The following is a 26,812-nucleotide window of genomic DNA, read 5'->3' on the forward strand; positions in this document are numbered from 1 at the left end:
TATTGCGCGCCCCGGAATTCCTCGGCGTTTGCGCAGAATCGTTATCTGACCCGTGAGTACTTGTTAACCGCCCGTGGTTGACAAGTACTCACGGGTCAGTCGACACGGGCGACGGACGTGATGCGGTGAAGGGTGAACCGCCGGACCGCGCCGCTCGCCGGGTCGAACGCGTCGAGCTGGCCGCCGCCGACGCTCACGGGGTCGACGATGCGGTGCGTCGCCACACCCTGAGCGTCGACGTAACCGATCGTCACGCTGGTGCGTTCCCGCGCCGCCGCGTTGAGCAGGGCGATGGTCGCGGCGCTGCTGGCCCGCGACCCGTCGGAGCGGATGCTGCCGGATCCCCGGGCCGACGCGGCCAGGTCGCCCGCGCGAAGAGTCCGGACGACCGCGTCGAGTTGGGCGTCCGTGGCGACGGCCGGGGTGCGGCCGGCGGGAGCCTTGCGCCGGGTCACGACCCGGGCGCCGCGGGGGCGCAGGTCGACCAGGGCGCCGGACGAGTCCTCGCCTGCGGGCGCGAAACCGGCCGCCCGCAGTTCGCCCAGTACTTCCCGCAGCGGTGCCTGCGACACCGCCACCGTCGGAGCCAACGCGCGCAGGGCCAGAGTTGCGGCCACCGGCGACGCCAGGACCTCCGCGAGCAGCGTGGGGTCCTCGCAGCGGACGAACGACGCCGCGACGCCCGCCCGGAGCCGGCCGTGCCGCCTCGCGACGTCGTCGATCAGATACGACAGCGACTGCGGGACGGGTGTGCGTGACCGGGTCGCGAAGAGGCTGTGCAGTTCGGCTGCCGTCATCCCGACGTCGAGGGCGCGGCGGACGCTGTCTTCGCTGATCCGGTACATCGACGCCGCCCCGGCGGACTCGATGTCCGCGACCAGGGTGATCTGCTCCAGCAGGTCGGGGGTCAGCGGGCCGGGGGCGACGACGGTCAGGTCGGCCTGGACGAGGACGTGGTCGACGGGTTCGGGCAGTGACGCGTGCATCTCGGCCTCGGCGTCGCCGCCGTGGAGCAGGGCGCGTCCGGGTGAGCTGAGCGCTCCGCGGGCGACGAGTCCGAGCGTCGCGGCCTCGTCGAGGGTGCGTTCCACCGCGTGGACCCGCAGCCGGGCACCCCAGCGGGGGCGACGCCACGCCAGCAGCCGGCTGACCTCCGCGGGATCCGCCGAGTGGCCGCTGCCGAGCTCCGCCAGCAGTCCGAGGATCGCCTGCCGGTCGCGCGGAGCGGACGGCGCGCGCACTTCCTCGGACAGCGCGGCGACCGGTTTGTCGTTGGCGTCGCGCATGCCGATGAACCACGCCATGCGCGGCAGTTCCAGCCACGCGGCGGCCAGGGCGTGCCACCGCCGGGCGACCGGCGCGGTGAGCCAGTTGTCGACCGTGGTGGTCGGGGCCCAGTAGTTCTCCCCGCTGTCGGACGTCGGGGCCGGGTCCGGGGTGCCGCTCGCGATCAGTCCCGCGGCCGAGAGCAGTTCGACGAGCAGGCTCAGCCGGTTCTCGTCGATGCCGGACGTCTTGGCGATCCGCCGCAGTTCGCGGACACCGAGACCACCCGCCCGCAGCGCGGGCGCCGGGATCTCGCCGAGAGCCTTGACGACGTCCTCGCAGTGGCGAACCAGTTCGAGCGCCTCACCTGCCGCGGCGGCATTGATGTCGGCCGGCTTGTGTTTGCGGCCGGTCACGGTGGGCGCGGCCAGCGACGTGGGGTCGAAGACGGCCTCCCCGCGCAGGACCTGCCGCACCTGGTAGGGCAGTTCGACGGTTTCGTCGTCGATCCACCGCAGTAGCCCGGCGGCGAGGAGTCGCTGCACGGGACGGTCGGGGGGTGTTCCGGGGGCCGCGTCCCGCGTCCGTCCGATCGAACTCGACTTCGACAGGGTCTCGAGGATGTCCCGCTCGACGCTCTGCAGTCCGTCCAGCGCGGCCGTGATCCCGGGTTCGTCGAGCGTCTCGACAGGCTCGGCGCTGCGCCCGACCCGCCACGGGATGGTGGCCACGACAGCGGGAACGATGCGCAGCGACGCCTTGTCCCCCCAGACGATCCCCACGGACCGCAGGCCGTCCAGCGTGGCGTCGACGGTCTTCTTCGTCGCCCGCGAGCCCACCGCGTCCTGCAGGGTGGCTCGCGGTACGGCGATCTCGTCGGCCCGTTCGAGCGCCAGGAGTTCGAGGATGCCGAAGTCCAGGGACGTGAGGTTGTCGGCCGCGCGGGCCACCGATGCCCGCTGTTCGGCGCGGCCGGCGAGGACGACGATCGTGGCCGGCGGTGGAACCGCCAGGTCGGGGCGTTTGCGAAGCAGATCCGTCAGTTCGGCGTCGCTGCGCGCGGCCAGCCAGTCCGCGAGGGTCGCGGCGCCGCGGGACGAGGCTGCGGTGCCGTGGGTGCTCGCGGTGGTGTCGTCGGTGTCGGTCATCGACTATCAGATTAGAGACCTGGGCTGTACGTCGCCGAATGCTCCTGTCAAAATGGCACCGTGGCTAACAATTCGAAGAAGCAGTACGTGGATCCAGGGTGGCCCGAAACCGCCGATGGAGATAGCGCCGTGACCGAACTGTCGTCGAGCCGTGCGGGCGGATTGTCCCCGTTCGGCGAGGACACCGAGTTCCCGCTGCCGGCGGACTCACTGCCGTACGCGCATCCGCACACCGTGATCAACCGCTGACCCGACGACAGAAGAGGGGCCCTGCACCGGATCGGTGCAGGGCCCCTCTTCTGTGAATTGCGGGGGATTACTGCGGGAGCAGTCCCTTGTTTGCGTCGATGAGCTGCAGGATCTGGGGATCGATCGCGATGCCCTGAGCCTTGACGGCCTCGATCGCGCTGTCGACGGCGCCGGCGTACTGCGAGGTGCCGTTGGTGCTGGGGACGCCGCCCGTGAGGTCGGGGAGTGCCGGCGCCGCGGGGGCCTCGGGCACGGTTGCGGGGGCGGTGCGCTGGGTGGGTGCGCTGCTCAGGCCGAGGCTCGAGGAGCAGGACGGCCATGCGCCCCAGCCCTGGGAGTCGAGGACCTTCTCGGCGACGACGATCTGCTCTTCACGCGAGGCCTGGTTGGCGGTGGCCGCGTACTGGGTTCCACCGTGTGCGTTCCAGGTGCTCGGGGAGAACTGGAGTCCGCCCTGGAAGCCGTTTCCGGTGTTGATTCCCCAGTTTCCGCCGGACTCGCACTGCGCGAGGCGGTCCCAGTCGGAGTCGGGTGCCGCGTTCGCGGTGCCCGAGAAGGCTGCTCCGGCGACGCCCATGATGGCGCCGGTGACGGCGACCTTGGCGACGGTGCGGCCGGTGGTGGTGGGCTTGCGATGGCGTCCGCTCATAGTGGTCGAGATCCTCTCCACACGCGCCTGCGAGGTCAGCTGTCGGGTTCGGGCTGAGAGGTCGCCCGGCCTCGCCTCTCCTGGCTGGAGAGGGTCTGGCTTCACCCCAAGATCCGAGTGTGCGAGGCACATTCGGGCCGGTGTCCGTCTGAGAACTTGCGTTCCCTGGAGGACTTTGGGTCCCCCGTCCTCGTCCCTGGAATGCTTCGTCGGGACTCCGGTACCCGCGGGACGAGGTTTGGCGCGGCGGGCCGGATGTGGCCGATGTTTCCTCGGCCGGTGACGACGGTAACGGGCCGAGGCCGCAGTGTCACCATTTGATAACGCGGAGTGTCTTCGCCTGTTGCGGGGCCTCATTGGGCGCGCAGGGACTCTTCCCAGCTAGTGGGGACAAGACGTGCGTATCGCCGAGCCGTTGCCCTTCCGTTACCGGGCCGTTATGTGAGGAAGCTCACATCACTGGGGAGCGTCGACGATGTCCTTGCCGAGAGGCATGAGCGAGATGGGGATCATCTTGAGATTCGCGACCGCGAGCGGGATCCCGATGATCGTGATCGCCATGGCGATTGCCGTGACGACGTGCCCGATCGCGAGCCACAGACCAGCGATGACGAACCAGATGACGTTGCCGATCAGCGAGGCCACACCGGCCGTCGGCTTGTCGACCACCGTCTTGCCGAACGGCCACAGTGCGTAGACGCCGACCCGGAACGACGCGATGCCGAACGGGATCGTGATGATCAGGATGCAGCAGAGGATTCCGGCGACGAAGTACCCCAGCGCCAGCCACAGACCGCCGAAGATCAGCCAGATGATGTTGAGCAGAATTCTCATGATCGTCCCATCGGTCGGTGGTCGGGTGTGTCAGCGCGAGCGTCTGCCCTGCCTCAGTGCCGCGACGATTCCGAGAAGGAAGCCGATCGGGCACGCGAGGGCGATGAGATAGAGAACGAGGCCCGGTTCGGAATCGGAGAGCACCGGGGTCAGGAAGATCGCCACGATCGCGACGAAGCCGATCGCGAAGAGGGCGAGTGCGACGCGCAGCAGTCCGTCGCCCCTCCGGGGTGTCTGAGGAGTGCTCGAAGGAGTCGGTTCGTGGGCCACACCAGCAACGATAGTGCCTGGAAACCCGGATGCCGGAGGGGGTCTCTGCAAGGTAGACTGTGGGCACTGCGCGTCCCGCACCAGAGGTGGGGCGCGCTGTTTTGCATACCAAGTGCAACCAACTGCACTCCAAGTGATGAGCGGGTGAACGCGGTGCCGACCGGCAAGGTGAAGTGGTACGACGTCGAAAAGGGCTTCGGCTTTCTGTCGCAGGAGGAGGGGGAGGACGTCTATGTGCGTTCGTCCGCTCTTCCCGAGGGCGTCGACGGCCTCAAGGCCGGCCAGCGCGTCGAGTTCGGCATGGCCGCCGGTCGACGCGGACCCCAGGCTCTGAGCCTCAAGGTGCTCGACCCGGCGCCGTCGCTGCGTCAGAACGCCGCGCGCAAGGAGCCGTCCGCCAAGAAGCACACGCCGGACGAACTCCACGGCATGGTCGAGGACATGATCACGCTGCTCGAGGCGAAGGTCCAGCCCGACCTCCGCAAGGGCAAGTACCCGGACCGCAAGACGGCCCAGCGCATCTCCGAGGTGGTCCGCGCCGTCGCGCGTGAGCTCGACAGCTGATTCGACCGACCACGAGAAGGGCCTCCGCGCATCGGTGCGCGGAGGCCCTTCTCGTGTGAGCGGCTCGGTCAGGCCGTCTTGATCGACCAGGCGGCCCGCGCCTGCGTGAGCCCCTGCTCGTCGATGACGGCGGACGGCAACTGGATCTCGACGCCTGCCAGCTGCAGGTCCTCCGACGACGGCACGGTCACGGCGCGGGTCTCACCGGCACGGTGAGCCTGTTGCTGGACGACGACCTGCCCCGATGCGTCCTGGTACACGACGAGCATGCGCCACGGTGCATCGACGATCTCCTGCGGCAGCGACAGCTGCAGCGAGGAGCCGGGGGGCACGTCGAGTTCGGCGAGGTCGCCGGTCGTGCAGTCCTCGAGATACAGGTTGCAGTACGCCAGCGGGGGGATCTGCTCGGCCCGGTTGTGCGCGAAGGCGGTGATCTCGGGCAGGCGGGGCGAGGAATTGCGGATGAGCGCGTACATGACTCCGACGAAGGCCACCAGGACCACCATCAGGCCCACCACGATCAGTGCCAGGATCTTCTTGGTTCGCGCCTGCATTCTCACTTACGTCACATTTCCTGTCGATCGGTCGGCCCGGTGGGTCGAGTGGGGCTCGGTCACTTCTTGTTCGGCCAGGTCGGGGCGTTTTCCGCCGAGTCCGGGCAGAAGGGTGCTGCCGCGGTAGGTGAGGACGGTCTGGACGAGCCCGATGGTCATGACGGCGGACACGACCGAGAACCCGATCCAGTACTCGGTGGGCAGCAGTACGCCCAGCGCGCCGCCCACGACCCAGCTCAGCTGCAGAACCGTCTCGGATCTGCCGAATCCGGACGCGATGGACTCCTCGGGCAGGTCGTGCTGCAGCGACGCGTCCAGCGACACCTTGGCGAGGGCGCTGGCCGCCGACGCGACGAGGGTGGCGAGGGCGGCGGTGAGCAGGTTGTCGGTGATCGCGGCGAGGACGGCGATGATCCACACGGCACCCGTGCAGCGCAGCACGATCAGGGCGGGGCGGCCGAGTTTGATCCGGGCGCCCGCGGCGTTGCCGGCGAAGTTGCCGATGCCGGCGGCGGCGCCGACCAGACCGAGCATCGCGGCCTGCACCAGCGGCTCGTGGTCGGTCTTCGACTTCGCGACGAACGCGATGTACAGCGTGAGGAACCCGGTGAGCACGCGGATGGTGCTGTTGCCCCACAACCCGGTGATGACCGCGCGGCCCAGCGGTTGCCTGCGTTTACCGGATTTTGCGGTGGCCGCGGCCTCGGGCTGCAGCACGCGGGTGCGTCCCAGCACCTCGGTGGGGTGCTCGTCGCCGTGGTACGTGAGGGTGGCGGGGACCTCGCCCTCGGTGACCTCCACCCACGACGGGATCCGCATGCTGAGGTACGCGCCGAGGGCGGTGATGACCGCCGCCAGCCACAGCGCGCCGACGGACCCGGTGGCCATGGCGAGACCACCCGCGAGGGCGCCGGCACCGATGGTTCCGCCGAGAAGTCCGAACACGGTGAGCCGGGAGTTGACCCGCACCAGGTCGATCTCCGGTGGCAGCACACGTGGTGTGACCGCACTCTTGAGCACCGAGAAGGACTTGCTGAGCACCATCATTCCGAGCGCGGCCGGATACAGCACCCAGCTGTCGAAGTTGAAGACGAGGACGATCGCCAGGATCGTCCGGAGGCCGAACGACGTGGCCAGTGCGACGCGACGGCCGTGCTGAAGCCGGTCGAGCATCGGACCGATCAGCGGAGCGATGACGGCGAACGGGGCGATGGTGATCAGGAGGTACAGCGCGACCTTCGTCTTGTCCTCGCCTGTCGCGGCCGAGAAGAACAGTGTGTTCGCCAGCGCGACGGCGATGGCCGCGTCGGTCGCGTTGTTGGCCATCACCGCGTAGGTGAGCGCGGTCAGCCCCGACTTGTCCGCACCGTCCGCCTTGGCCGCGCGATGGAACGTCGCGATGCCCTTGTTGGTGAGTTCCCGGCTGCGCATCGCCGCGACCCGGGTGACGGTGAGTTTGCGCGGCATCGGCGGCGCCTTGGGGGCGTCCGCCCGTTCCTCGTCGGAACGGGGACGCTGCCCGCCGCCGACCGGATGGAGGGGTGGGAGCGGTGTGCGTCGACCTCCCGAGCGTGCGGCCGGCGGGTATTTGTCGTAGCCGGGATGAACGGGGGGCCCGGAATTCTCGTCAGGAGCCCGACCGCCGTCAGGCTCGTAGGGTTCGCGCGGTCCGGTCACTCCCTAATTCTGTCCTAGTCGGGAGACATGCGACCACAGCAACCCCGGCCAATGCTGGTCAGATCGGCCTGTCAGGGAACGAACCGCACCTCGAACATGCGCGGCCAGTACTTTCCGGTGACGAGGAAGCGGTCCGTTCCCGGGATCTGGGCGATGCCGTTGAGGACGTCGACGTCCCGCGGGCCCGGCGGAAGCGCGTCGCGCAGGGCCGAGGCGTCGACCTCCGCGGTGACCCGCCCGTCCGAGGGATCGATGCGGACGAGGGTGTCGGTGGTCCAGACGTTCGCGTAGATCGCGCCGTCGTCCGCGCATTCGAGTTCGTTGAGGCGGGACAGCGGGCTTCCGTCCTGCGCCGCCTGCACGGTGCGCCGGGGTTCGAACGTGACCGGGTCGCGGAACGTGAGGGTGGGTGAGCCGTCACTGGTGACGAGGGCGTCGGGCAACGCGCAGATGCCCCACCCTTCGCCGTCGAACGGGACTCGCCGCTGTTCGGCGAGTGTCGCGCGATCCCGGGCGACGGCCACCCCGTCACGCCACGTCAGCTGCCAGATCGTGTCGCCGCTCACCGTGATGCCCTCGCCGAACAGGGGGGACGGCAATTCCGCGCGCGCCCGGACGGTGCCGCTGTCGAGGTCGGTGGCCTGCACCCAGGACTCGCCGGGGCGGCCGGTGCCCTCGAGCAACTCGGGGCCGTCGATCTCGAGTCCCTGGGTGAACGCATTCGGGTCGTGGTCGAGGGTGCGGACGATCTCCACGTGAAGGTCCGCGTCGGACGCGCCCGCCGCCACGGGACTCTGCGGGGAGCACGCGGTGACCATCCACGCCACCGCGAGCAGGGCTGGGACGAGGTGCCTCCGGCCGGTCATCGGACCAGCATGACAGCCCAGGTGGGCACGCACTTGCGGTGGTGCGGCAAACTGGTGGTGTGAGTGTTGCTTCTTCCGACGAGCGCGCAGTGGCGCGTCCCGTACTGACCGACGCCGTCGAGCTCGCCCGAACCGCCTTGGTCGAACTGCAGGAAGGGGGAGTCGGCGACTACCTGGGCGTCACGTCCGAGGACGCGTGCGCCGCGACTCACCGCTTCGTTGCGGATCTTCCGGGCTACCGGGGCTGGCAGTGGGCGGTGGTGGTGGCTGCCGATCCCGAAGCGGACCATGCCACCGTCAGCGAACTCGCCCTCCTCCCCGGACCCGATGCGCTGATCGCACCCGAGTGGATTCCGTGGGACCAGCGCATTCGCCCCGGCGACCTGTCCGCGGGCGATCTGCTGGCACCGCCGGCCGGTGACCCCCGCCTCGTCCCCGGCTATGTGGCGACGGGTGACCCCGAGATCGACGAGGTCGCTCTCGAACTCGGCCTGGGTCGCAAGCAGGTGATGAGCCTCGAGGGTCGCGTCGATGCTGCCGAACGCTGGCACGACGGCGACTACGGCCCCGATTCCGAGATGGCCAAGGCGGCGCCGTCGACGTGTGGGCTGTGCGGCTTCTACCTCCCGCTCGCCGGTTCGCTGCACGCGTCGTTCGGGGTGTGCGGCAACGAGATGGCCGCCGACGGGCACGTGGTCGACGCCACCTACGGTTGCGGCGCCCACTCCGACACCCTGCTGCCTTCGGGTGCCGGTTCGCCGCAATTCGACGCCTACGACGACGGCGCCGTCGAGGTCGTCGAGCGGGCTGTCGCCGAGACGGAGACCGAGACCGAGGCCGAATCCGAGTCGCGGCCCGAGCCCGAAGCTGCTGCCGAGGTCACCGAGGCCGAGGAATCCGCATCGACCAGCTAGCCGATCCTTTCGGCACCGCCGCCCTGAGGGATTCGACGCTTCTGGCGTGGCGAACGTCCCCGACCCGTCTGCGGGAGGATGCGGCGGCCGAATCCGATCTGGCGCGCGCCGGCTACCGCGACCGGCTCCTCACCGAGCTGGCGCAGAACGCGGCCGACGCCGCCGCCCGCGCCGAAGTGCCCGGTGAGCTCTCCGTGCAACTCGACGGACGCGTCCTGAGCGTGTCCAACACGGGCACCCCGCTGGACGAGCCGGGAGTCCAGGCGCTCGTCGCGTTGCGCGCGTCGAACAAGTCCGGGACGACCGTCGGCCGCTACGGCGTCGGTTTCACTGCGGTGCTGTCGGTGAGCGACGAGGTCGAACTGCGGTCGACGTCCGGTTCGGTGCTGTTCTCCGGGGAACGGACCAGGTCGGAACTCCGGGAACTCGACGGTGCGGACCCGGGAGCGGACGTGCCCGCCCTACGGCTGGCGTGGCCGACGGAGAACCGGCCGGCCGCAGGCGCGGCGTCGGAAGTCGTGTTGACGCTGCGCGAGGACGTGGACGGCGAGTCGCTGCTCGCCTACATGGCCCGCGAGGCACCCGACCTCCTGCTCGAACTCCCGGCACTCGTCTCGATCACCGTGGGCGACAAGCAGTTCCGTCGGCGCGAACGACCACTCGATTCCGGGTTGACCGAGGTCGCGATCGGCGACGACCGCTGGTGGCAGTACGAGTCCGGGCGCGCACGCTGGCTCGTCCCGGTTCGCGACGGCGTCGTCTCACCCGTGACGGAGGACGTCCTGCGCGCCCCCACACGGTCGGACGAGGAACTGTCGATACCCGCGATCCTCGTCGCGGACATCGCCATGCAACCCGACCGCAGGCGCATCCTGCCCGGCGCGTCGACCGCCGAGTTGGCGTCCGGATACGCCGAGTTCGTGGCCGCGGTGCCGCCCGAGCAGCGACTGTCGCTGGTTCCCGTTCCCGCGTTCGCACGCAGCGAGGTGGACTCGGCGTTGCGGGACCATCTCGTCACCGAACTCCGGGAGCAGCCCTGGCTGCCGACCGTCGGCGGCACGAACAAGGCCCCGGTTCGGGCGTCGGTGGTCCCCGGGCTCACCGAGGAACTCGCCGAACTCCTCACCGAGATCGTCGACGGGCTCGTCGTCCCGGATCTGTCCGGGCCACGCTGGGCGCCCGCGCTGGCCGCCGTCGACGCCCACCGCCTCGGCCTGGCCCGCCTCACCGAACTTCTCAGTGGCATCGAGCGGACACCGTCCTGGTGGCAGCGCCTGTACGCGGCGCTCGAACCGCTGGCCGTCGACGCCCTCGCGGCGGAGGAACTGGCGTCGATCCCGGTTCCGCTGTCCGACGGCCGCACGGTGACCGGTCCGCGAACGGTGTTGCTGGGTCACGACATCGACGGCGTCCTGGGGGTCGACTGGACGCGGCTCGTCCACCCGGATGCCGCGCACCCGCTGCTGTCGCGGCTCGGCGCGAAGACCGCCACGGCCGTCGACCTGCTCTCGGATCCGGCGTTGCGGGCCGAGATCGAGGATCTCGACCCCGACGACGCGGCGGCGGCAGAAGAACTGTCGACCGCGGTGCTCGCGCTCGCCGGGCGCGTCGACCCCGGCACCCTGCCGTCGTGGCTCGGCCAGCTGCCCCTCCCGGACGTCGACGGGGAGTTGCGCGGTGCGGACGAATTGCTGTTGCCCGGTGCGCCTCTCGCCGACGTCCTGGTGGACGACTCACCGTTCACGTGCGTGGACGCCGCGTTCGCCGAGCGGGTGGGGGAGGACGCCCTCCGCGCCGTGGGTGTCGGCTGGGGTTTCACCGTGCTGCGCACCGAACTCCCCACCGGCCCCGATCACGACCTCGACGACGAGGACCGCTGGTGGGACACGCTCGACGACGACCCCGACGAGATCGGGGCGGTGCGCGACCTGGACCTGGTGGACGAGGACCGCTGGCCGCAGGCGCTGACGATGCTCGCCCGGGACCCGTCGACGCGTCCGCTGCTCGCCGACCGCGCCGGGTACACGGCCTGGTGGCTGCGTCACAACGCAGAGTTGGACGGTCAGGTGCTCGGTCTGCTCCGCGACCCCACCGACGAGACGTTCGCCGGACTGCTCGACCCCGTCGAGCACCCGGAATCCGCCGTGTTCGCGGCGGCCCTGGCGCCGTCGACGGTCGACTCCCCCGAACTCGCGCAGCTACTCCTGGATCGACTGGCCGATCCGGACCGCGAACCGAGCCCGGCGGTGATCGCGCGGGCGCACAGCCTGCTCGCGGCCGCCGCGGCCGCACATCTTCTCGACCTCGAGGAACTTCACCTGCCCGAACACGTGCGCGGCCTGACGGGCGCACTCGTCGACCCCGGCGACGCCCTGGTGCTGGACGCACCGTGGCTGGCCGCCGCGGTGCCGCGCGAGCGACTGGTGGTCGGGAGCCTGGACACCGCCGAGGCTCTCGCCGATCTGCTGGACCTCCCCCTCGCGTCCGCGGCCATCCGCGGCACCGTCACCGGTTCCGGCCGCGAATCCTCGTGGGAACGCGAACCCGCCGCGGTGCTCGCCTTCGCCGCACTCGGCCGCGACCTGCCGCACGGTCCCGTCGTCGTCCATCCCCGGCTCACGGTGAAGCTCACGGGCGCGGTCGACACCGAGATCGCGGTCCCGTGGTGGGTGGACGAGCAGGGGACCACCCATTGCTCCGAGTCGTGGGCCGAAGGCACGTGGGGCGCCGCCGGTGTCGTTTGACCAGAGCGTTCTCGACAGTGCCGTCGGGGACCGCACACCGTGGTTGATCGACGTCGTCACCGTCGTCACGCACAGCGGCGGAACCGTCGCGGCCTGGATCGTGTCCACCGTCCTGACGATCGCCCTCCTGCTCCGGGACCGTCGGCGCGAAGCCGTCCTCGTGGCCGGCGCGATGCTGTCGGGTCTGGCCGTGATGACCACGCTCAAGAATCTGTTCGAGCGGCAGCGCCCGCCACTGCCGGATCGGCTGGTGGAGATCTCGACGTTCTCGTTCCCGTCCGGTCACGCGATGATGACCGCGATCCTCGCGAGCGTTCTCGTCGCCGTGACCCTCCGGGTCGTGCTGGTGGGGTACGTCCGGATCGCGCTGGTCGTCCTGCTGGTGCTGTACACGCTGGCGGTGGGGCTGTCGCGCGTCTACCTCGCCGCGCACTGGACGACCGACGTCCTCGCCGGGTGGGCATTCGGCGCGCTGTGGGCGGCGTTCTGGATCCTGCTGACCCGCACCCGGCCCCGCCGCGCCCTGACCCCCAGCGAGATCTAGAGCAGTCCCTGCTGCATCACTAGAGCAGTCCCTGCTGTGCCCCGCGGCTGCCGCGCCGGGCCGCCCGCCGCTGCAACGCGAACAATCCGTAGCCGAGGAATCCGACGACGACCCCCGCTATACACGTCGGAAGCGCATCCGACCACCGGTCGCCCGTGACGATCACCACGACGGCCGCGACCGCCCACGCCAGCGTTCCCAGTATCAGCGCAGGTCGCGGGTCGGCGAGGCGCTGAGTGAGGGGTGGGCGATCTGCGGATTCGTTCACCGAATGAACGCTACCCTCGCCGTGGTGCCCTAATCTCCAAGGGCGACGCGCGACTTCTGGCGATGGGGACTGAACAATGGGTGCTGCTCCGAAACTGCTCGACAACTACTTCAAGATCACCGAGCGTGGTTCGACGGTAGGCGCGGAGATCCGCGGCGGAGTGGTGACGTTCGTCGCGATGGCATACATCGTGGTGCTGAACCCGCTCATCCTCGGTAGCTTCTCCGCCGACGACGCCGTCGCGAAGACCGACGTCCTCGGCAACATCCTCCCCGTCAACCAGGTGGCCGCGGTCACGGCCCTGGTGGCGGGACTGATGAGCATCGTGTTCGGGGTCGTCGCGAACTATCCCTTCGCGATCGCGGCGGGCCTCGGCATCAACAGTCTTCTCGCCGTCACCATCGCACCGCAGGTCACCTGGCCCGAGGCGATGGGCCTCGTGGTGATCGACGGTGTCATCATCGTCGTGTTGGCGCTCACCGGATTCCGGACGGCCGTGTTCAATGCCATTCCGGCCGAGCTCAAATCCGCCATCGCCGCCGGTATCGGCATGTTCATCGCGTTCATCGGTCTCGTCGACGCCGGTTTCGTGCGGCGCATCCCGGACGCCGCCGGCACCACCGTCCCCGTCGGCCTGGGAATCAACGGATCGATCTCCTCCTGGCCGACCGTGACGTTCGTGTTCGGTGTGCTGCTGATGGGTGTCCTGGTGGTGCGCAAGGTGCGCGGCGGTCTGCTGATCGGCATCGTCGTCACCACCGTGCTGGCCGCGATCATCGAGGCCGTCGCCGGCGTCGGACCGTCGCTGGGCGTGAACCCCCACGGCTGGAACCTCAGTGTCCCGGCCGCACCCGATGTGCTGGCGGAACTTCCGGATCTCAGCCTCGTCGGCGACGTCAGCATCTTCGGCGCGTTCACCCGCATCGGCGTACTCGCCGCCAGCCTGCTGGTGTTCACGCTGGTGCTCGCCAACTTCTTCGACGCCATGGGCACGATGACCGGGCTCGGCAAGGAGGCGGGCCTCACCGACGAGGACGGCAACCTGCCCAACATCGGACGGGCCCTGGTCGTCGAGGGCACCGGCGCCATCGTCGGTGGCGGCGCGTCGGCGTCGTCCAACACCGTGTTCGTGGAATCCGCTTCCGGTATCGCCGAGGGCGCCCGCACCGGACTCGCGAATGTGGTGACGGGACTACTGTTCCTGGCCGCGATGTTCCTGACCCCGCTGTATTCGGTGGTGCCGATCGAGGCCGCCGCGCCGGCGCTGGTCGTGGTGGGCGCGATGATGATCGGTCAGGTCCGCGACATCGATTTCACCCAGTTCTCGATCGCGCTGCCCGCGTTCCTCACCATCGCCGTCATGCCGTTCACGTACTCGATCGCCAACGGCATCGGCGTCGGATTCGTGTCGTGGGTCGTCCTCAATGCTGCGAGCGGTGGTATCAAGAAGATTCACCCGTTGATGTGGGTGGTGGCGCTTCTCTTCGTGGCCTACTTCGCGGTCGGTCCGATCACCGACGCAGTAACGTAAACGGCGGCCGATCGGTCCCGTATTGTCATTCCCGTGACCACGGATACGCGAGCACTCGCCAGCGACCTCTCCCTGGCTGTCGTGCGCCTCACGCGTCACCTGCGTGGGCGTCGCGTCGACGCCCAGGTATCGCTGACCCAGCTGTCGGCTCTGGCCACCCTTGCCCGCGACGGCGCCATGACGCCGGGCAATCTCGCGGCTCGGGAGAAGGTGCAGCCGCCGTCGATGACCCGGGTCATCGCTTCCCTGGTCGAACTGGGGCTGGTCGAGCGGGCACCGCATCCCACCGACGGACGGCAGATCATCGTCACGCTGTCGGACGCCGGTCACGCCCTGATCGCGGACGAGACCCACGCCCGCGAGGCGTGGATGAACGAGCGGCTGTCCGGGCTCGACGAGGCTCAGCTGAAGACCCTCCGCGACGCGGTCGGCATCATCACGTCCATCGTCGCCGACTCGGAGTAGCCCGACGGCTGCTGCCTGCAGTCTCCACCCGTACAACGGCATTCGACTGCCCGCACCCCGAGGTGCAGGGAAACCCGTTGCCGGAGAACGTAGCCGGCATCCGGAGTGATCCGGCCCCCGATGTCCACCCAGGGCCGGTCGATGGGGCGCCGGGTCCGGGAGCAAGATGGATGTGTGCCGCCCGAATCCGAGTCCACCGCCTCAGCCCAGCCGAAGACCGGCATGTTCGTCGCTCTCCGCACCCGGAACTACCGGCTGTGGGCGTCGGGGCAGATCGTCTCCCTCGTCGGAACCTGGATGCAGCGGGTGGCGCAGGACTGGCTCGTCCTGACGTTGTCGAACGGCAACGCGCTCGCGGTCGGCATCGTGATGGCACTGCAGTTCGGTCCGACCCTGTTCCTGTCCGTGTGGGGCGGCGTGCTCGCCGACCGGTACGACAAGCGGCGCATCCTGATCGCGACGCAGGTGTCGATGGCGTTGTGCGCACTGGTGCTCGGGCTGCTGGACGTCGGCGGGCTGGTGGCCCTGTGGCACGTCTACCTCATCGCGTTTCTACTCGGCTGCGCATCGGCGATCGACGCGCCGGCGCGGCAGTCGTTCACGATCGAGATGGTCGGCAAGGAGTCGCTGCCCAATGCGATCGCCCTGAACTCGATGACGTTCAACACGGCTCGCATCATCGGTCCGGCGATCTCGGGTGTGCTGATCACCCTCATCGGCACGGGGTGGGTGTTCCTGCTCAACGTGGGCACGTTCACCGGTGTGCTGATCGCCCTGCTGATGATGAACACCCGCGAACTGTTCACGGCACCCCAGGCGGAACGCGGGAAAGGGCAGGTCCGCGAGGGTTTCCGTTACGTGTGGGGTCGCACCGACCTGCGGGTGCTGATGGTGGCGGTGTTCATGGTGTCGACGTTCGGGCTGAACTTCCCGATCAGTCTCGCCGTTCTCGCCCGCAACACGTTCGAGCGCGGCGCGGACGCCTACGGACTGCTGTCGACCACCCTCGCCGTGGGCACGCTCGCCGGCGCCACGATCGCCGCGAAACGCAAGACTCCGCCGCGGCTGCGCACGTTCCTCGGGGCCGCGGCCGCGTTCGGGGCGTTCGAGATTCTGGTGGGACTGATGCCCACCTACGCGCTGGTCGCGATCATGCTCGTCCCGACCGGCGCGCTGACGCTGACGTTCACGACGGCGGCGATGAACATCCTGCAGATGTCCGTGCCGTCCGAGATGCGTGGCCGGGTGATGGGCATCTACATGCTGTGTTTCCTCGGCGGCACCCCGCTGGGCAGTCCGGTTCTGGGATGGCTGGCCGACGTCCTCGACCCCCGCGCCCCGCTCGTGATCGGAGGTGCGATCTCCCTGGTGAGCGGGATCGGCGCGGCCCTGTACCTGATGCGGCACCAGCGGGTGCGGGTGACGGTGCGCAGACCCGACGCCGGCAGCTACCTCCCGGTGATCGAACTGCACAACGATCTCGAACCGCACCCCGTGGTGGTCTGCGACGCCACCGAGCAGGCCGTGGAAGCGAGCCGCGACCCGCGGTCCTGACGGCTGCCGGAACCGATCAGACGCCGACCGCGGTCGCCACCGCCCGCCGGGTCAGCACTCTCGCGAGGTGGCTGCGGTACTCGGCGTCGGCGTTGCCGTCGGTGATCGGGTCGGTGCCCTCGGCGGCGTGCTCGGCCGCCGCCCGGATCAGCTCCGGGTCGGCGGCATTGCCGACGAGCGCGTCCTCGACGCCGCGAGCCCGCACCGGCACGGCCCCCATGTTGGTCAGCGCCACCCGGGCCTGCCGGATCGTGCCGCCGTCGACCTGGATCGTCGCGGCCACCGCCACGATCGACCAGGCCTCCGCGACCGTGTTGAACTTCTCGTACCGCGCCTCCCAGCCCGTGTGCTTGGGAACCCGCACGTCCACGAGGATCTCGTCCGGTCGCAGCGTGGTGGTGTAGTAGCCCTCGAAGAAGTCCGCGACCGGGATGCTCCGCCTGCCCGCGGTACCCACGGCGGTCAGGGTGGCGTCGAGTGCCAGAGCGGGCGCGCAGAGGTCGCCCGCCGGATCGGCATGCGCCAGAGCGCCACCCAGCGTGCCGCGGTGCCGGATCTGCGGATCGGCGACGGTGCGGGTGGCCTCGACGAGCAGCAGCGCGTGCTCGTGGACGAGCGGGTCGCGGATCAGGTCGTAGTACGTGGTCATCGCACCGATCACGAGGCTGTCCCCGTCGTCGCGGACACCGCGCAACTCACCGATCCGGCCCAGGTCGACGAGGGTGCTCGGCGAAGACAACCGCAGCCGCAGCACCGGCAGCAGGCTCTGGCCGCCCGCGAGTATCTTGGCGTCCTCCCCGGCCTCGGCGAGCGCGGCCACCGCTTGTTCGACGGAGGTCGGGGACACGTAGTCGAAGCTTGACGGAATCATCGGGCACCTCCCTGAGCGGTGTGGATGGCGCTCCAGACCCGCATCGGCGTACACGGCATCTCGACGTCACGCACCCCGAACTGGCGGACGGCGTCGAGGACGGCATTGACGACGGCCGGGGTGGACGCGATCGTCCCCGCTTCACCGACCCCCTTGACGCCGAGCGGATTACCGGTGGCGGGTGTCTCGGTGCGGCCCGTGGTGAACGTCGGCAGATCCGCCGCCGACGGCACGTGATATTCGGCGAAGGAACCCGACAGGAGGGTGCCGGACTCGTCGTACACCGCCTCCTCGTACAGGGCCTGCGCGATGCCCTGGGCGAGTCCGCCGTGCACCTGACCTTCCACGATCAGCGGGTTGACCACGTGCCCGATGTCGTCGACGCACACGTAGGAGCGGATGCCGACCTTCCCGGTCTCGGTGTCCACCTCCACCGCGCACAGGTGCGTGCCGTGCGGGAAAGAGAAATTCTCCGGGTCGTACGCGGCCTCGGAATCCAGATTCGGTTCCACACCCTCCGGCAGGTCGTGCGCGGCGAACACGGCGAGCGCGACATCGGCGATGCCGACAGCCTTCTCGGTGCCCTTCACCCGGAACCTGCCCTCGGTGAACTCGAGATCGTCCTCGGCGCACTCCATCAGGTGCGCCGCGATGGGCCTGGCTTTCGCGATCACCTTCTCGGCGGCCTTCACGACGGCGATCGCCCCGACCGCCAGCGACCGGGAACCGTACGTGTCCATGCCACGCGGCGACGTCTGGGTGTCGCCGTGCAGCACCTCGACGTCCTCGAACGGAACCCCGAGCTGATCCGCGACCACCTGGCTCCACGCGGTCTCGTGACCCTGGCCGTGCGCCGACGAACCGGTGACCACCTCGACCTTGCCGGTGGGCAGCATCCGGATCGCCGCGTGTTCCCACCCGCCGGCCCCGTAGGCCAGCGCGCCGAGGGTGCGCGACGGCGCCAGCCCGCACATCTCGGTGAACGTGGACACCCCGATGCCGAGTTGCACCGGGTCCTTCCGCTCGCGGCGCTCCGCCTGTTCGCGCCGGAGCCCGTCGTAGTCGAACAACTCCCGCGCGTGCGCGGTGGCGGCCTCGTAGTTGCCGGAGTCGTATGTCAGACCCGCGACGGTGTCGAACGGGAACTCCTCGTGGGTGATCCAATTCTTCGCCCGCAATTCCAGCGGATCCATCGACAACTCGGTCGCGAGTTCGTCCATCATCCGTTCGATCGCGAACGTCGCCTCCGGGCGGCCCGCCCCGCGGTACGCGTCGGTCGGCACCTTGTTGGTGAAGACGTTGGTGCACGTGAAGTGATACGCCGGGAACTTGTAGATGCCGTTGAACATGAACGCGCCCAGGATCGGCACCCCCGAAGTGACCAGGCGCAGGTACGCGCCCATGTCGGCGAGCAGTTCCACCTTCATTCCGGTGACGGTGCCGTCGCGGCGGGCGGCCAGTGTCAGTTTCTGGATCTGGTCGCGTCCGTGATGCGCCGCGACCATCGATTCGCTGCGGGACTCGGTGTACTTGACGGGCTTGCCGAGTCGTCGCGCGACGAGCAGCGCAATGACTTCCTCCGGCGTCACCTGAAGCTTGCCGCCGAAACCGCCGCCGACGTCCGGGGCGACGACGCGCAGTTTGTGCTCCGGTATGTCGAGCGTCATCGCCAGCATCAGCCGCAGGATGTGGGGGATCTGCGTGGCGGACCACATGGTGATCTGGGCGCCGGTCGGGTCGACCACCACCGAGCGGGGTTCCATGAACGCCGGGATCAGCCGCTGCTGCCGGAACGTGCGCTCGACGAGTACCTCGGCGTCGCGGATGGCCTGCTCGACGTCGCCGCCCGTGCCGGCCTCCGCGGAGTCGAAGGTCCAGGTGGCGCTGACGTTCGTCCCGAGATCCGGGTGCACGAGGTCGGCGCCGTCGGCGGCCGCGCCCGCGAGATCGAGCACGACCGGCAGTTCGTCGTACTCGACGTCGATCACCTCGAGTGCGTCGTGCGCCTCGTAGGCGCTGCGCGCCACCACGACCGCGACGGCCTCGCCGGCGAAGTTCACGCCGTCGACCGCGAGGGACGGGGCGGGCGGCGACTTCATGTCCGGTGTGATCGGCCAGGCACACGGCAGGCTGCCCTGCTCGCCGGCGAGATCGGCGCCGGTGAGGACCGCGACGACGCCGGGCATCTCGCGGGCGGCGGAGGCGTCGACACCGGTGATGCGGGCGTGCGCGAACGGGCTGCGCAGGATCGCCAGGTGCTGCATGCCGGGCAGGACGAGGTTGTCGGTCCAGCGGGTGCGCCCCGTGACCAGATGTTCGTCTTCCTTGCGTTTGCGGGCCTTCCCGATTTCCGGTTCCGCGGTGGCGGTCATCGCACACCTCCCTGCGCGGTGTCGGTCTTCGGTGCATCCGCCGTCGGTGCTTCGGTGGTGCCGCCGCCGCGCAACCGCTGCGCCGCATCCTGCACCGCGCTGACGATGTTCTGATACCCGGTGCAGCGGCACAGGTTGCCTTCCAACCCCAGCCGCACCGTCCGCTCGTCCGGGTCGGGTTCCTCGGCGAGCAGGTCGAGGGTCTGCATGATCATGCCGGGGGTGCAGTAGCCGCACTGCAGGGCGTGATTGTCGCGGAACGCCTGCTGCACGGGGTGCAACGTCCCGTTCCGGGACAGGCCTTCGACGGTGAGGACGTCGCCGCCGTCGGCCTGCACGGCGAGCACCGAGCAGGACTTGACGCTGTGACCGTTCAGGTGAACGGTGCACGCCCCGCAGTTTCCGGTGTCGCAGCCGATGACGGTGCCGACCTTGCCGAGCCGGTCCCGTAGATAGTGGACGAGGAGTAGTCGCGGTTCCACCTCGTCCGTGTATGTAGTTCCGTCGACGGTGACAGTGATGCGCATCGCGCCTCCAAAGCCGGGAGCCTCAGGTGATACGTCCTACTCTGCGCCGACGGAGCGCGACCAACACCCGAAATCGTGGAACCGGTTCCGGATCGGTCACGTTCGGCGCGCGACCTCGAGCAGTTCCTGCAGTGTCGCGAGACTGTGGCCGGCGAGCAGACGATCGACGTACGGCAGCGCGGCCGCGATCCCGGACTGCACCGGCTCGTACCCGTCCGCGCCGGCGTGGGGATTCACCCACAGCACGGTGCGGGCGAGCCGGCGCAGCTGAGCCATCTGCTCCGCGAGCAGGGTCGGGTCACCGCGCTCCCAGCCGTCGGAGAAGATCACCACGACGGCGCCGCGCGCCACGCCGCGCCTGCCCCAGCGGTCCAGGAACGCGCGCAGCGTCTCGCCGAGGCGGGTGCCGCCCGCCCAGTCGGGCACGGCCCGGCCCGCGGCGGCGAGCGCCACTTCCGGGTCGCGGACCCGCAGCGCCCGCGAGAGCCGCGTCAGCCGAGTGCCCAGTGAAAACACCTCGGTGCCTGCGGGGTTTCCGCGGGCGACGACGTGCGCGAAGCGCAGCAGCGCGTCGGCGTACGGGCTCATCGATCCGGACACGTCGATCAGCAGCACCATCCGGCGGGGCCGGGTTGCCTTGCGGTGGTGGCTCGGCCGCACCGGTTCGCCGCCCGCCGCGAGCATGCCCCGCACCGTGCGCCGCGGGTCCACGGTGCCCCGGCGGGCAGGCCGCATCCGGATAGCCGGGCGGGTCGGGGGCCGCGGGCGCAGGGAGGCGATCAGCTCGGCGAGGTGCGCGCGCTCGGCCGCGGTGAGGTCGGCGATGTCACGGTGGCGCAACACCTCGGTGTCGTCCGCGGCGACCCGCAGATGCGGCGCGTCGCCACCGGTCTCGCCGCCGTCCGTCGTGGTCAGAGCCGCGATCCTGGCGCGGCGAGGCTGCTCCCCGGACCGCGGCGTGCGCGCCGGGACGGTACCGCCGAACCAGCCAGCGAACGCCGAGTCGTACCGCGGGATGTCGTCGGGACCGCGGCACAGCGTCGCGCGACCCGCCCAGTACACCTGACTCGGATCGCCCACATCCACCTGGCGGAGGGCCCGCGTGAACGCGGCGACGGCGTCCGACGCGACCGACAGTCCCGCCGCCGCGAGGGCGTGCGCGAACCCGGCGATGCCCACGAGCGGGTCGCCGATGTCCGGGGTCGTGGACATACTGCTCACCCCGCCAGGAGCCGGTCCAGTCCGACCCGGGCCACCCGTTCGAGGTCCTCGCGGTACTTGAGGACCGCGCCGAGCGTCGCGGCGGCAGTCTCCGCGTCCAGCACGTCCCGATCGAGTTCCCGCAGTGCGCGCGCCCAGTCCAGCGACTCCGCCACCCCCGGCGGCTTGAGCAGTTCCATCTCGCGCAGGGAGCGGACGGCCCGGGCGACCTGGCCGGCGAGTTCGGCCCCGATGCCGGGGATGCGGCGGCGCAGGATCGCGACCTCCCGCGCCAGATCGGGGTGTTCGAGCCAGTGGTACAGGCAGCGGCGTTTGAGGGCGTCGTGCACCTCGCGGGTGCGGTTGGAGGTGAGCACCACCAGCGGCGGTGTCGCCGCCCGCACCTCGCCCAGTTCGGGGATGGTGACGGCATTCTCGTCGAGCACCTGCAGCAGGAATGCCTCGAACTCGTCGTCGGCGCGGTCGATCTCGTCGACGAGCAGCACGCACGGCGCTTCGGTGAGGGCCCGCAGCAAGGGGCGCGCCAGCAGGAACCGCTCGGTGTACAGCGAGCGTTCGACCGTGTCGGCCTCGAGCATGCCGTCGCTCGCCGCCTCCAGTGTCCGCAGGTGCAGCAACTGCCGCGGGAAGTCCCAGTCGTAGAGCGCCTGCGCGGCGTCGATGCCCTCATGGCATTGCAGGCGGATCAGCGGCAGACCGAACGCCTCCGACAACGCGGCCGCGAGCGACGTCTTGCCGGTGCCGGGTTCGCCCTCGCAGAACAGCGGACGTCCCATACGGATGGCGAGAAACGCGGCCATCGCGACGCCGTCGTCGGCGAGGTAGCCGGTGGCGTCGAGCGCCCGCGCCAGTTCCGCAGGCGAACCGACCGTCGGCGTGGAATCACTCACGCCGCGAGCCTAGGTGAGTGCCCGCCCCCGGACATGCGACTCGGACAACCCCGCAGGCCGTCAACCGTCCGGCTCCACCCTGCCGCGGTCCTCGCTCAACCGCCGGAACATCGCGGTGGCGCCGAACCTCGCGGCCGCCCGTTCGACGAGTCCCGGCGCGATCTGCGACAGGGCGAGCAGCGGGCGGATCGGCGCTCCGCTCTCGACGATCTCGGGCCGGTCACGCCGAATCGCCCGGATCACGGCGGCGGCGACCTTGTCGGTGCTGGTCTCGCCCGTGATCCGGCCGGCCCTGATTCCGCGTTCCGTCATCCGCTGGTACATGCCGTCGCCCGCGATGAATCCGGGGCACACGACGGAGAAACCGACGGGCGAGCCCGCGTACTCCGCCCGCAGCGACTGGGTGAGACCGATCAGCCCGGCCTTCGTCGCGGCGTACGGCGCGCAGTACGCCGGACCGATCTTCGCGGCCAGCGACGAGATGAACACCACGTGCCCGCGACCGCGGCCCAGCATCCCGGGCACCACTCGGCGCGTGAGAAGCAGTGGCGCGGTGAGATTCACGTCGACCATCCCGGTGAGCTCGCCGGGGTCGAGTCGGGTGAAGGCCGAGACGTTCTCCACGCCGGCGTTGTTCACCAGCAGGTCGAGGGGGCCGACCGCCGTCTCGGCACGGTCGATCAGCGAATCGAGCTGATCGAGTCGGTTGAGGTCCGCGGGCACGGCCTCGGCGCGCACACCGAGCGCACGCAGTTCTCCGACGACTTCCGCGAGTCGGTCCTCACGCCTGCCGGACACGGCGACGGCGACGCCCTCCTGTGCGAGGGCCCGGGCGACGACGCGGCCGAGACCGCCGGAGGCGCCGGTCACCAGAGCCGTGCGTCCGTGCAGGTGCTTCATTCCTTCGAGCTTTCGCGCTCGGTGGAGGGGAGTCAACGCTGTGATGCCCCGCATACGGCACGATGGACCGGTGGTTCACGTCATCGACATAACAGATCCGGCCGACACCAGGCTGGACGACTTCCGCGATCTCAATTCCTCGGACCGCCGTCCCGACCTCCCCGAGGGCAAGGGCCTGGTGATCGCGGAGGGAGTGCTGGTGGCGCAGCGCCTGCTCACGTCCCGGTTCGACCCGATCGCGTTGCTCGGCGTCGATCGGCGGCTGGAGGAACTCACGGACGACCTCGCGGGCGTGGACGTGCCGTTCTACCGGACGACGGCGGATGTGATGGCCGAGGTCGTCGGGTTCCACCTCAACCGGGGTGTGCTCGCGGCGGCACGCCGCCCCGCGCCGCTCGAATTGTCGGACGTGCTCGAGCACGCCCGGACGGTCGCGGTGCTCGAGGGCGTCAACGATCACGAGAATCTGGGCTCGATGTTCCGTAACGCGGCAGGGCTCGGCGTCGACGCCGTGGTTTTCGGCAAGGGCTGCGCCGACCCGCTGTACCGCCGGGCGGTCCGGGTGTCGATGGGGCACGTTCTCCGGGTTCCGTTCGCGCACGTGACGAAGTGGCCACACGACCTGGACGCGTTGCGGGAGCGGGGTTTCCAGCTGATCTCGTTGACCCCGAACCCCGAGGCGGTGACGTTGGCCGAGGCGATGACGGGGGAGAAGGTGGCGTTGCTGCTCGGCGCGGAAGGTCCCGGCCTCACCGAACACGCCATGCGGGCCACGGACATTCGCGCCCGCATTCCGATGGCACCCGGCACGGACTCGCTCAATGTCGCGACGGCGGCGGCGATGGCGTTCTACGAGCGCGTCCGCACGGGCCGGTGAGAATGCTGCACCCTCATTCCCCGTATCCGCCGCCGACGGGAACACCGTGGTTCACGGGACTTCTCGTGGCGGGGTTCGCCGCGGTCGTGGTGGCGGTCGCGGTCATGGCCTTCGGCTCGCAGCTCGCGCGGATCAACCCCGCCCTGGCGGTGTTCCTCGAACTCGTCGTGGTGGCCGGGGTCGCACCGTCGGTGTGGCGACTACGCCGGGCGCCGGTCTGGCGGTGGCTGGTGTACGGGGCCGCGGCCGGGGTTGTCGCCGGTTGGACGGCGCTGCTCGTCGGCGCCGCCTGACTCCGGCCGGAGTCGTCAGAAACCGAAGTACCGGCGGAGGAGTCCGCCTTTGCGAGCCGGCGGCGGAGCGGGTGCCGGCACCGGGCCGGGGGCGGGAGCGGGGGCAGGTCGTTCCACCTCGGCTTGTTCCACCTCGGCGGGAGGCTCGACCTCGGGACCCTCGCCGGGCGGGTGAACGGTGAAACCGAGCACGGTGAGCGTCTTCGGGTCGGTCTCGGTGCCCTCGGGGGCGCCCGTGTACCGGAAGCCCAGCCATTCCCGGTTGGCGCCCTCGGCGAACTGCTGCGGGTGGAACGGCAGCGACTGCGGGTCGGGCAGGACGCCCGCCGGGTGTTTCAGCGGAAAGTCGCCCGCCCAGAACGGCCTCTCCCATACCAGGGGGATGCCGAGGTCCTCGTGGATGTGGACCGGTGTCGCGCTGAACGACCGCGTCAGATGCCCGTCCTCCCACATCGCAAACGAGCCCCACGCGATGTCGGGCTTGGACGCCACGCAGTACGTCTTCGCGAATTCTGTGGGCCGGATGCGTGTTTCGGGCAGAGTCGACGGTCGGGGGACGGCCAGATCGGGCCCGCACACGACGGTGACACCGGGGTAGGAACCGATGTGCACGGTCCCGGCGGAATCGAGCCGTACAGCCTCGGCCAGCGGAACCGGACCGGTGGGGGTGGCCACCAGATCGGGATAGAGGCGGGAGGCGAGCTGCTGCGCCGCGCCCGGATCAGGATCCGGGTGGCCGCGCAGCACAGCCGCAGGGTCGGGGACGTCGACGTACCAGATCGTTGATACCTTGGCCCCCACGGTCATCCCTCTCTTCCGGTGTCTTCCTGAAAGAGTACGACCCCGACCGTGTTCCCGGCCTGCTCACCGCGCAGACGGTCAGCGTCCGCTGCTGCGGACACCGAGCAGGACGTCGTCCCAGGACGGGAGGGCGGGTTTGCCGCGCTTGTCCTTGTTGTTCGTCTGGTGCGGGGCGATCTTGGGTGCGGCGGGTTCCTCGGACGGGGCGGGCTCGTCCGAGGGCTCCTCGGTGACGTCGGCCTCGATGATCACCTCGGGCTCGATCGTCGGCACCTCCACCTCGGTGGGGAACTCGGCGAGTTCGAGCTGCTCCGGCTCGTCGGACGCCACCGGCGCCAATCCGCGGAGCGGACGGCCGAAGTCGGGATCGATCAGGTCGAACGCGGTGTCGTCGAGCGCGACGATGGTGCCACCGTGCGCGTCCGGCTGGTACCGCCAGTGCGCCGCGTTGGTGGTCCGACCGGCCTGCCACTGCAGCTGGGCGACCCAGTGATTGTCCTCGTCGCGCCACGCGTCCCACGTGGCGTCGTCGATGTTGTGCCCCCGAGCGCGGAACGCCTGCGTGACGATCTCGGCGAGAGTGGGAACGGCGGGGCCGTTGTCGCGGACCGGGTGTCCGCCTTGCGCCATCTCGGCCGCACGGGAACGTTCGAGCAGGACCGGATAGGCGAACCGCTCCACCTTCGCCAGGGGGATACCGGCCTCGTCGGCCACCTGTTCGACGGAGGCGCCGGCACGGATGCGGGCCTGGATTTCGCGGGGCCTGAGCTGACTGTCCATTTCGATCTCAATCTGGCCGAGTCGAGCGATGTCCCCGCGGGATGCGGCGCGGAGTTTGTCATCGGCGGGAAGCCGGAATTTTTCGCCGGTACTGGCATCTGCGCACACGACGTGCGATCCATCTGGCTCGAGACCGATCACTCGAAGCTCTCGCACGTTGACCTCCTTATCGCGCCGGCTCGCGACTTTGCACCTGGGCAACTGTAATTCATTCGTGACAGCCCGTGCGGCAGGACACGCGCGGGTAAATCCCGTCCCGGCGTGGCGTGCGCGCTAGGCTTCGTCGTTTCGTGATCGGTCCTTCCTTCGGGGTGTGCGCTGCCTCGTGCGGGTGGCCTCGACCGGGTCGATCGCCGGTGCGGACCAGTGTTCGGCCAGCTCGAGGCTGGGTTCGCGGCCCGAGGCGACGTGCCGGTACGCGATGTCCGCGGCGCGGTCGGCGTCGCCCGCCGCGATCGCGTCGTACAACTCGGTGTGCTCGTCACACTGCTGTCCGGGATCGCGTTCCTTGGTGAGGTGGAACAACCACTGCACGCGCGTCGCGAGGGGTTGCAGCATCGACTGCAGCAGGGGACTGCCGGACATCTCCACGATGACGGTGTGGAATGCGGCGTTCGCGGCGGCGATCGCGGGCTTGTCGTCGCGGACGGTGGCCGTGCGTGCCGCGGTGAGTTGGTCGCGCAGTGCCGTGAGGTGGGAGTCGTCCGCTCGCTGCGCGGCGAGCCGGGCCGCGAGCACCTCGAGGCTTTCGCGGACGTCGAAGAGGTCGCGGACCTCGTCGACGCCGAACGGGGCGACGATCGCTCCGCGTCGCGGAACGATCACGACGAGTCCGTCGGTCTGGAGCTGTTGCAGGGCCTCGCGCAGCGGGATCCGGGACACCTGCAGTTCCGCGGCGAGGTCGCGTTCGATCAGGCGCTGGCCCGGCGCGAGCTGCAGGTTGACGATGCGCCTGCGCAGTTCTTCGTACGCGGTCTCGCGCAGTGACTTCGGCGCCGACGAGTCGGTTGCACCGTTCACCCGGTCTCCTGTCGTCGTGGTGGTCACGTCAGCCACCGTAGAACGCACCCATGCGCCGCCCTCGGGTGGATGCGGGTCCTTACGTCTGCGTAACACGGCGGAAATGCCGCGCCTCCAAGATTCACATAACGGTATACCGCTAACTGTGGCGGTTCCTGAGTCA

At 69.8% G+C, this 26,812-nt stretch carries 27 protein-coding genes and 1 riboswitch; of the genes, 10 read left to right on the top strand and 17 right to left on the bottom strand.

What is annotated here, in order from left to right:
* Positions 1–95: 95 nt before the first annotated feature.
* Entirely contained in the window at positions 96–2,414 is a 2,319-nt protein-coding gene (locus CJ177_RS27490; RefSeq protein WP_095869075.1) for a helicase-associated domain-containing protein, read from the bottom strand.
* Between the two features lie 60 nt (positions 2,415–2,474).
* Here CJ177_RS27490 and CJ177_RS27495 point away from each other — a divergent pair, with 60 nt between their 5' ends.
* On the top strand, positions 2,475–2,663 hold the full coding sequence (locus tag CJ177_RS27495) for a hypothetical protein (RefSeq protein ID WP_025431899.1): 189 nt from the start codon (positions 2,475–2,477) through the stop codon (positions 2,661–2,663).
* Positions 2,664–2,730: 67 nt separating this feature from the next.
* Here CJ177_RS27495 and CJ177_RS27500 read toward each other — a convergent pair whose 3' ends face one another.
* From CJ177_RS27500 to CJ177_RS27510, 3 genes are all read right to left on the bottom strand, one after another.
* Positions 2,731–3,312 (bottom strand): transglycosylase family protein, encoded by a 582-nt coding sequence (locus tag CJ177_RS27500; RefSeq protein ID WP_005570332.1) that lies wholly within the window; start codon positions 3,310–3,312, stop codon positions 2,731–2,733.
* An 8-nt stretch (positions 3,313–3,320) separates the two neighbouring features.
* Positions 3,321–3,534: riboswitch (cyclic di-AMP (ydaO/yuaA leader) on the bottom strand.
* A gap of 234 nt (positions 3,535–3,768) precedes the next feature.
* Positions 3,769–4,146, bottom strand: a complete 378-nt coding sequence (locus tag CJ177_RS27505) for a YccF domain-containing protein (protein WP_005244158.1) — start codon at positions 4,144–4,146, stop codon at positions 3,769–3,771.
* 30 nt (positions 4,147–4,176) lie between these two features.
* Entirely contained in the window at positions 4,177–4,416 is a 240-nt protein-coding gene (locus CJ177_RS27510) for a hypothetical protein (protein ID WP_005255274.1), read from the bottom strand.
* A gap of 153 nt (positions 4,417–4,569) precedes the next feature.
* Between CJ177_RS27510 and CJ177_RS27515 the strand changes: the two genes are divergently transcribed.
* Positions 4,570–4,980: a cold-shock protein gene (locus CJ177_RS27515; RefSeq protein WP_025431900.1), complete on the top strand. Its 411-nt coding sequence runs from the start codon at positions 4,570–4,572 to the stop codon at positions 4,978–4,980.
* Between the two features lie 68 nt (positions 4,981–5,048).
* Here CJ177_RS27515 and CJ177_RS27520 read toward each other — a convergent pair whose 3' ends face one another.
* The 3 genes from CJ177_RS27520 to CJ177_RS27530 form a co-directional block, all read right to left on the bottom strand.
* Positions 5,049–5,534 carry a DUF2771 domain-containing protein gene (locus CJ177_RS27520; RefSeq protein WP_061700896.1) on the bottom strand — a complete coding sequence of 162 codons (486 nt, stop codon included), beginning with the start codon at positions 5,532–5,534 and terminating at the stop codon, positions 5,049–5,051.
* Positions 5,535–5,540: 6 nt separating this feature from the next.
* Complete coding sequence (locus tag CJ177_RS27525; protein WP_005244150.1) at positions 5,541–7,211, bottom strand: MFS transporter; 1,671 nt, start codon at positions 7,209–7,211, stop codon at positions 5,541–5,543.
* A gap of 71 nt (positions 7,212–7,282) precedes the next feature.
* Positions 7,283–8,077, bottom strand: a complete 795-nt coding sequence (locus CJ177_RS27530) for a glutaminyl-peptide cyclotransferase (protein WP_005244147.1) — start codon at positions 8,075–8,077, stop codon at positions 7,283–7,285.
* A 38-nt stretch (positions 8,078–8,115) separates the two neighbouring features.
* On the opposite strand from CJ177_RS27530, the gene CJ177_RS27535 reads away from it, so the two are divergent.
* The 3 genes from CJ177_RS27535 (at position 8,116) to CJ177_RS27550 (ending at position 12,279) form a co-directional block, all read left to right on the top strand.
* Positions 8,116–8,991, top strand: coding sequence for a DUF3027 domain-containing protein (locus CJ177_RS27535; RefSeq protein ID WP_095869076.1), 876 nt, complete (start codon positions 8,116–8,118; stop codon positions 8,989–8,991).
* A 176-nt stretch (positions 8,992–9,167) separates the two neighbouring features.
* Positions 9,168–11,735, top strand: coding sequence for an ATP-binding protein (locus CJ177_RS27545; protein ID WP_095869077.1), 2,568 nt, complete (start codon positions 9,168–9,170; stop codon positions 11,733–11,735).
* Positions 11,725–12,279 carry a phosphatase PAP2 family protein gene (locus CJ177_RS27550; RefSeq protein WP_061700892.1) on the top strand — a complete coding sequence of 185 codons (555 nt, stop codon included), beginning with the start codon at positions 11,725–11,727 and terminating at the stop codon, positions 12,277–12,279. The genes CJ177_RS27545 and CJ177_RS27550 overlap by 11 nt, the downstream gene beginning before the upstream one ends.
* 19 nt (positions 12,280–12,298) lie before the next feature.
* Here CJ177_RS27550 and CJ177_RS27555 read toward each other — a convergent pair whose 3' ends face one another.
* Positions 12,299–12,547, bottom strand: a complete 249-nt coding sequence (locus CJ177_RS27555) for a DUF2530 domain-containing protein (RefSeq protein ID WP_005244138.1) — start codon at positions 12,545–12,547, stop codon at positions 12,299–12,301.
* 76 nt (positions 12,548–12,623) lie between these two features.
* Between CJ177_RS27555 and CJ177_RS27560 the strand changes: the two genes are divergently transcribed.
* The 3 genes from CJ177_RS27560 (at position 12,624) to CJ177_RS27570 (ending at position 16,097) form a co-directional block, all read left to right on the top strand.
* Entirely contained in the window at positions 12,624–14,078 is a 1,455-nt protein-coding gene (locus CJ177_RS27560) for an NCS2 family permease (protein ID WP_005244137.1), read from the top strand.
* Positions 14,079–14,111: 33 nt separating this feature from the next.
* A complete protein-coding gene (locus CJ177_RS27565; RefSeq protein WP_005244136.1) occupies positions 14,112–14,543 on the top strand; it encodes a MarR family winged helix-turn-helix transcriptional regulator in 432 nt (143 codons plus the stop codon).
* Positions 14,544–14,765: 222 nt separating this feature from the next.
* On the top strand, positions 14,766–16,097 hold the full coding sequence (locus tag CJ177_RS27570; protein ID WP_095869242.1) for an MFS transporter: 1,332 nt from the start codon (positions 14,766–14,768) through the stop codon (positions 16,095–16,097).
* Between the two features lie 16 nt (positions 16,098–16,113).
* Here the strand turns inward: CJ177_RS27570 and CJ177_RS27575 are convergent, their stop codons facing one another.
* The 6 genes from CJ177_RS27575 to CJ177_RS27600 all read right to left on the bottom strand — a co-directional run bounded on the left by CJ177_RS27575 (position 16,114) and on the right by CJ177_RS27600 (position 22,878).
* A complete protein-coding gene (locus CJ177_RS27575; RefSeq protein WP_005244134.1) occupies positions 16,114–16,968 on the bottom strand; it encodes a xanthine dehydrogenase family protein subunit M in 855 nt (284 codons plus the stop codon).
* Positions 16,965–19,340, bottom strand: coding sequence for a xanthine dehydrogenase family protein molybdopterin-binding subunit (locus CJ177_RS27580; protein ID WP_095869078.1), 2,376 nt, complete (start codon positions 19,338–19,340; stop codon positions 16,965–16,967). The genes CJ177_RS27575 and CJ177_RS27580 overlap by 4 nt, the downstream gene beginning before the upstream one ends.
* On the bottom strand, positions 19,337–19,867 hold the full coding sequence (locus CJ177_RS27585; protein ID WP_005570244.1) for a (2Fe-2S)-binding protein: 531 nt from the start codon (positions 19,865–19,867) through the stop codon (positions 19,337–19,339). Before CJ177_RS27585 ends, CJ177_RS27580 begins: the two co-directional genes overlap by 4 nt.
* Before the next feature lie 96 nt (positions 19,868–19,963).
* Positions 19,964–21,079 (bottom strand): VWA domain-containing protein, encoded by a 1,116-nt coding sequence (locus tag CJ177_RS27590; RefSeq protein ID WP_061043510.1) that lies wholly within the window; start codon positions 21,077–21,079, stop codon positions 19,964–19,966.
* 5 nt (positions 21,080–21,084) lie between these two features.
* Complete coding sequence (locus tag CJ177_RS27595) at positions 21,085–21,978, bottom strand: MoxR family ATPase (RefSeq protein ID WP_005244126.1); 894 nt, start codon at positions 21,976–21,978, stop codon at positions 21,085–21,087.
* A gap of 60 nt (positions 21,979–22,038) precedes the next feature.
* On the bottom strand, positions 22,039–22,878 hold the full coding sequence (locus CJ177_RS27600; protein ID WP_061043509.1) for an SDR family oxidoreductase: 840 nt from the start codon (positions 22,876–22,878) through the stop codon (positions 22,039–22,041).
* Positions 22,879–22,948: 70 nt separating this feature from the next.
* Here CJ177_RS27600 and CJ177_RS27605 point away from each other — a divergent pair, with 70 nt between their 5' ends.
* Positions 22,949–23,755 carry an RNA methyltransferase gene (locus CJ177_RS27605; protein WP_025431907.1) on the top strand — a complete coding sequence of 269 codons (807 nt, stop codon included), beginning with the start codon at positions 22,949–22,951 and terminating at the stop codon, positions 23,753–23,755.
* A gap of 2 nt (positions 23,756–23,757) precedes the next feature.
* Entirely contained in the window at positions 23,758–24,048 is a 291-nt protein-coding gene (locus tag CJ177_RS27610) for a DUF2537 domain-containing protein (protein ID WP_095869079.1), read from the top strand.
* A gap of 15 nt (positions 24,049–24,063) precedes the next feature.
* Here the strand turns inward: CJ177_RS27610 and CJ177_RS27615 are convergent, their stop codons facing one another.
* The 3 genes from CJ177_RS27615 to CJ177_RS27625 all read right to left on the bottom strand — a co-directional run bounded on the left by CJ177_RS27615 (position 24,064) and on the right by CJ177_RS27625 (position 26,649).
* A complete protein-coding gene (locus CJ177_RS27615) occupies positions 24,064–24,855 on the bottom strand; it encodes a hypothetical protein (RefSeq protein ID WP_095869080.1) in 792 nt (263 codons plus the stop codon).
* Between the two features lie 72 nt (positions 24,856–24,927).
* Positions 24,928–25,785: a septation protein SepH gene (gene sepH, locus CJ177_RS27620; protein WP_061043507.1), complete on the bottom strand. Its 858-nt coding sequence runs from the start codon at positions 25,783–25,785 to the stop codon at positions 24,928–24,930.
* Between the two features lie 117 nt (positions 25,786–25,902).
* Complete coding sequence (locus tag CJ177_RS27625) at positions 25,903–26,649, bottom strand: GntR family transcriptional regulator (RefSeq protein ID WP_095869081.1); 747 nt, start codon at positions 26,647–26,649, stop codon at positions 25,903–25,905.
* Positions 26,650–26,812: the final 163 nt, after the last annotated feature.

The organism is Rhodococcus sp. ACPA1 (assembly GCF_002300195.1).
In the GTDB taxonomy this organism is placed as follows: Bacteria; Actinomycetota; Actinomycetes; order Mycobacteriales; family Mycobacteriaceae; genus Rhodococcus_F; species Rhodococcus_F opacus.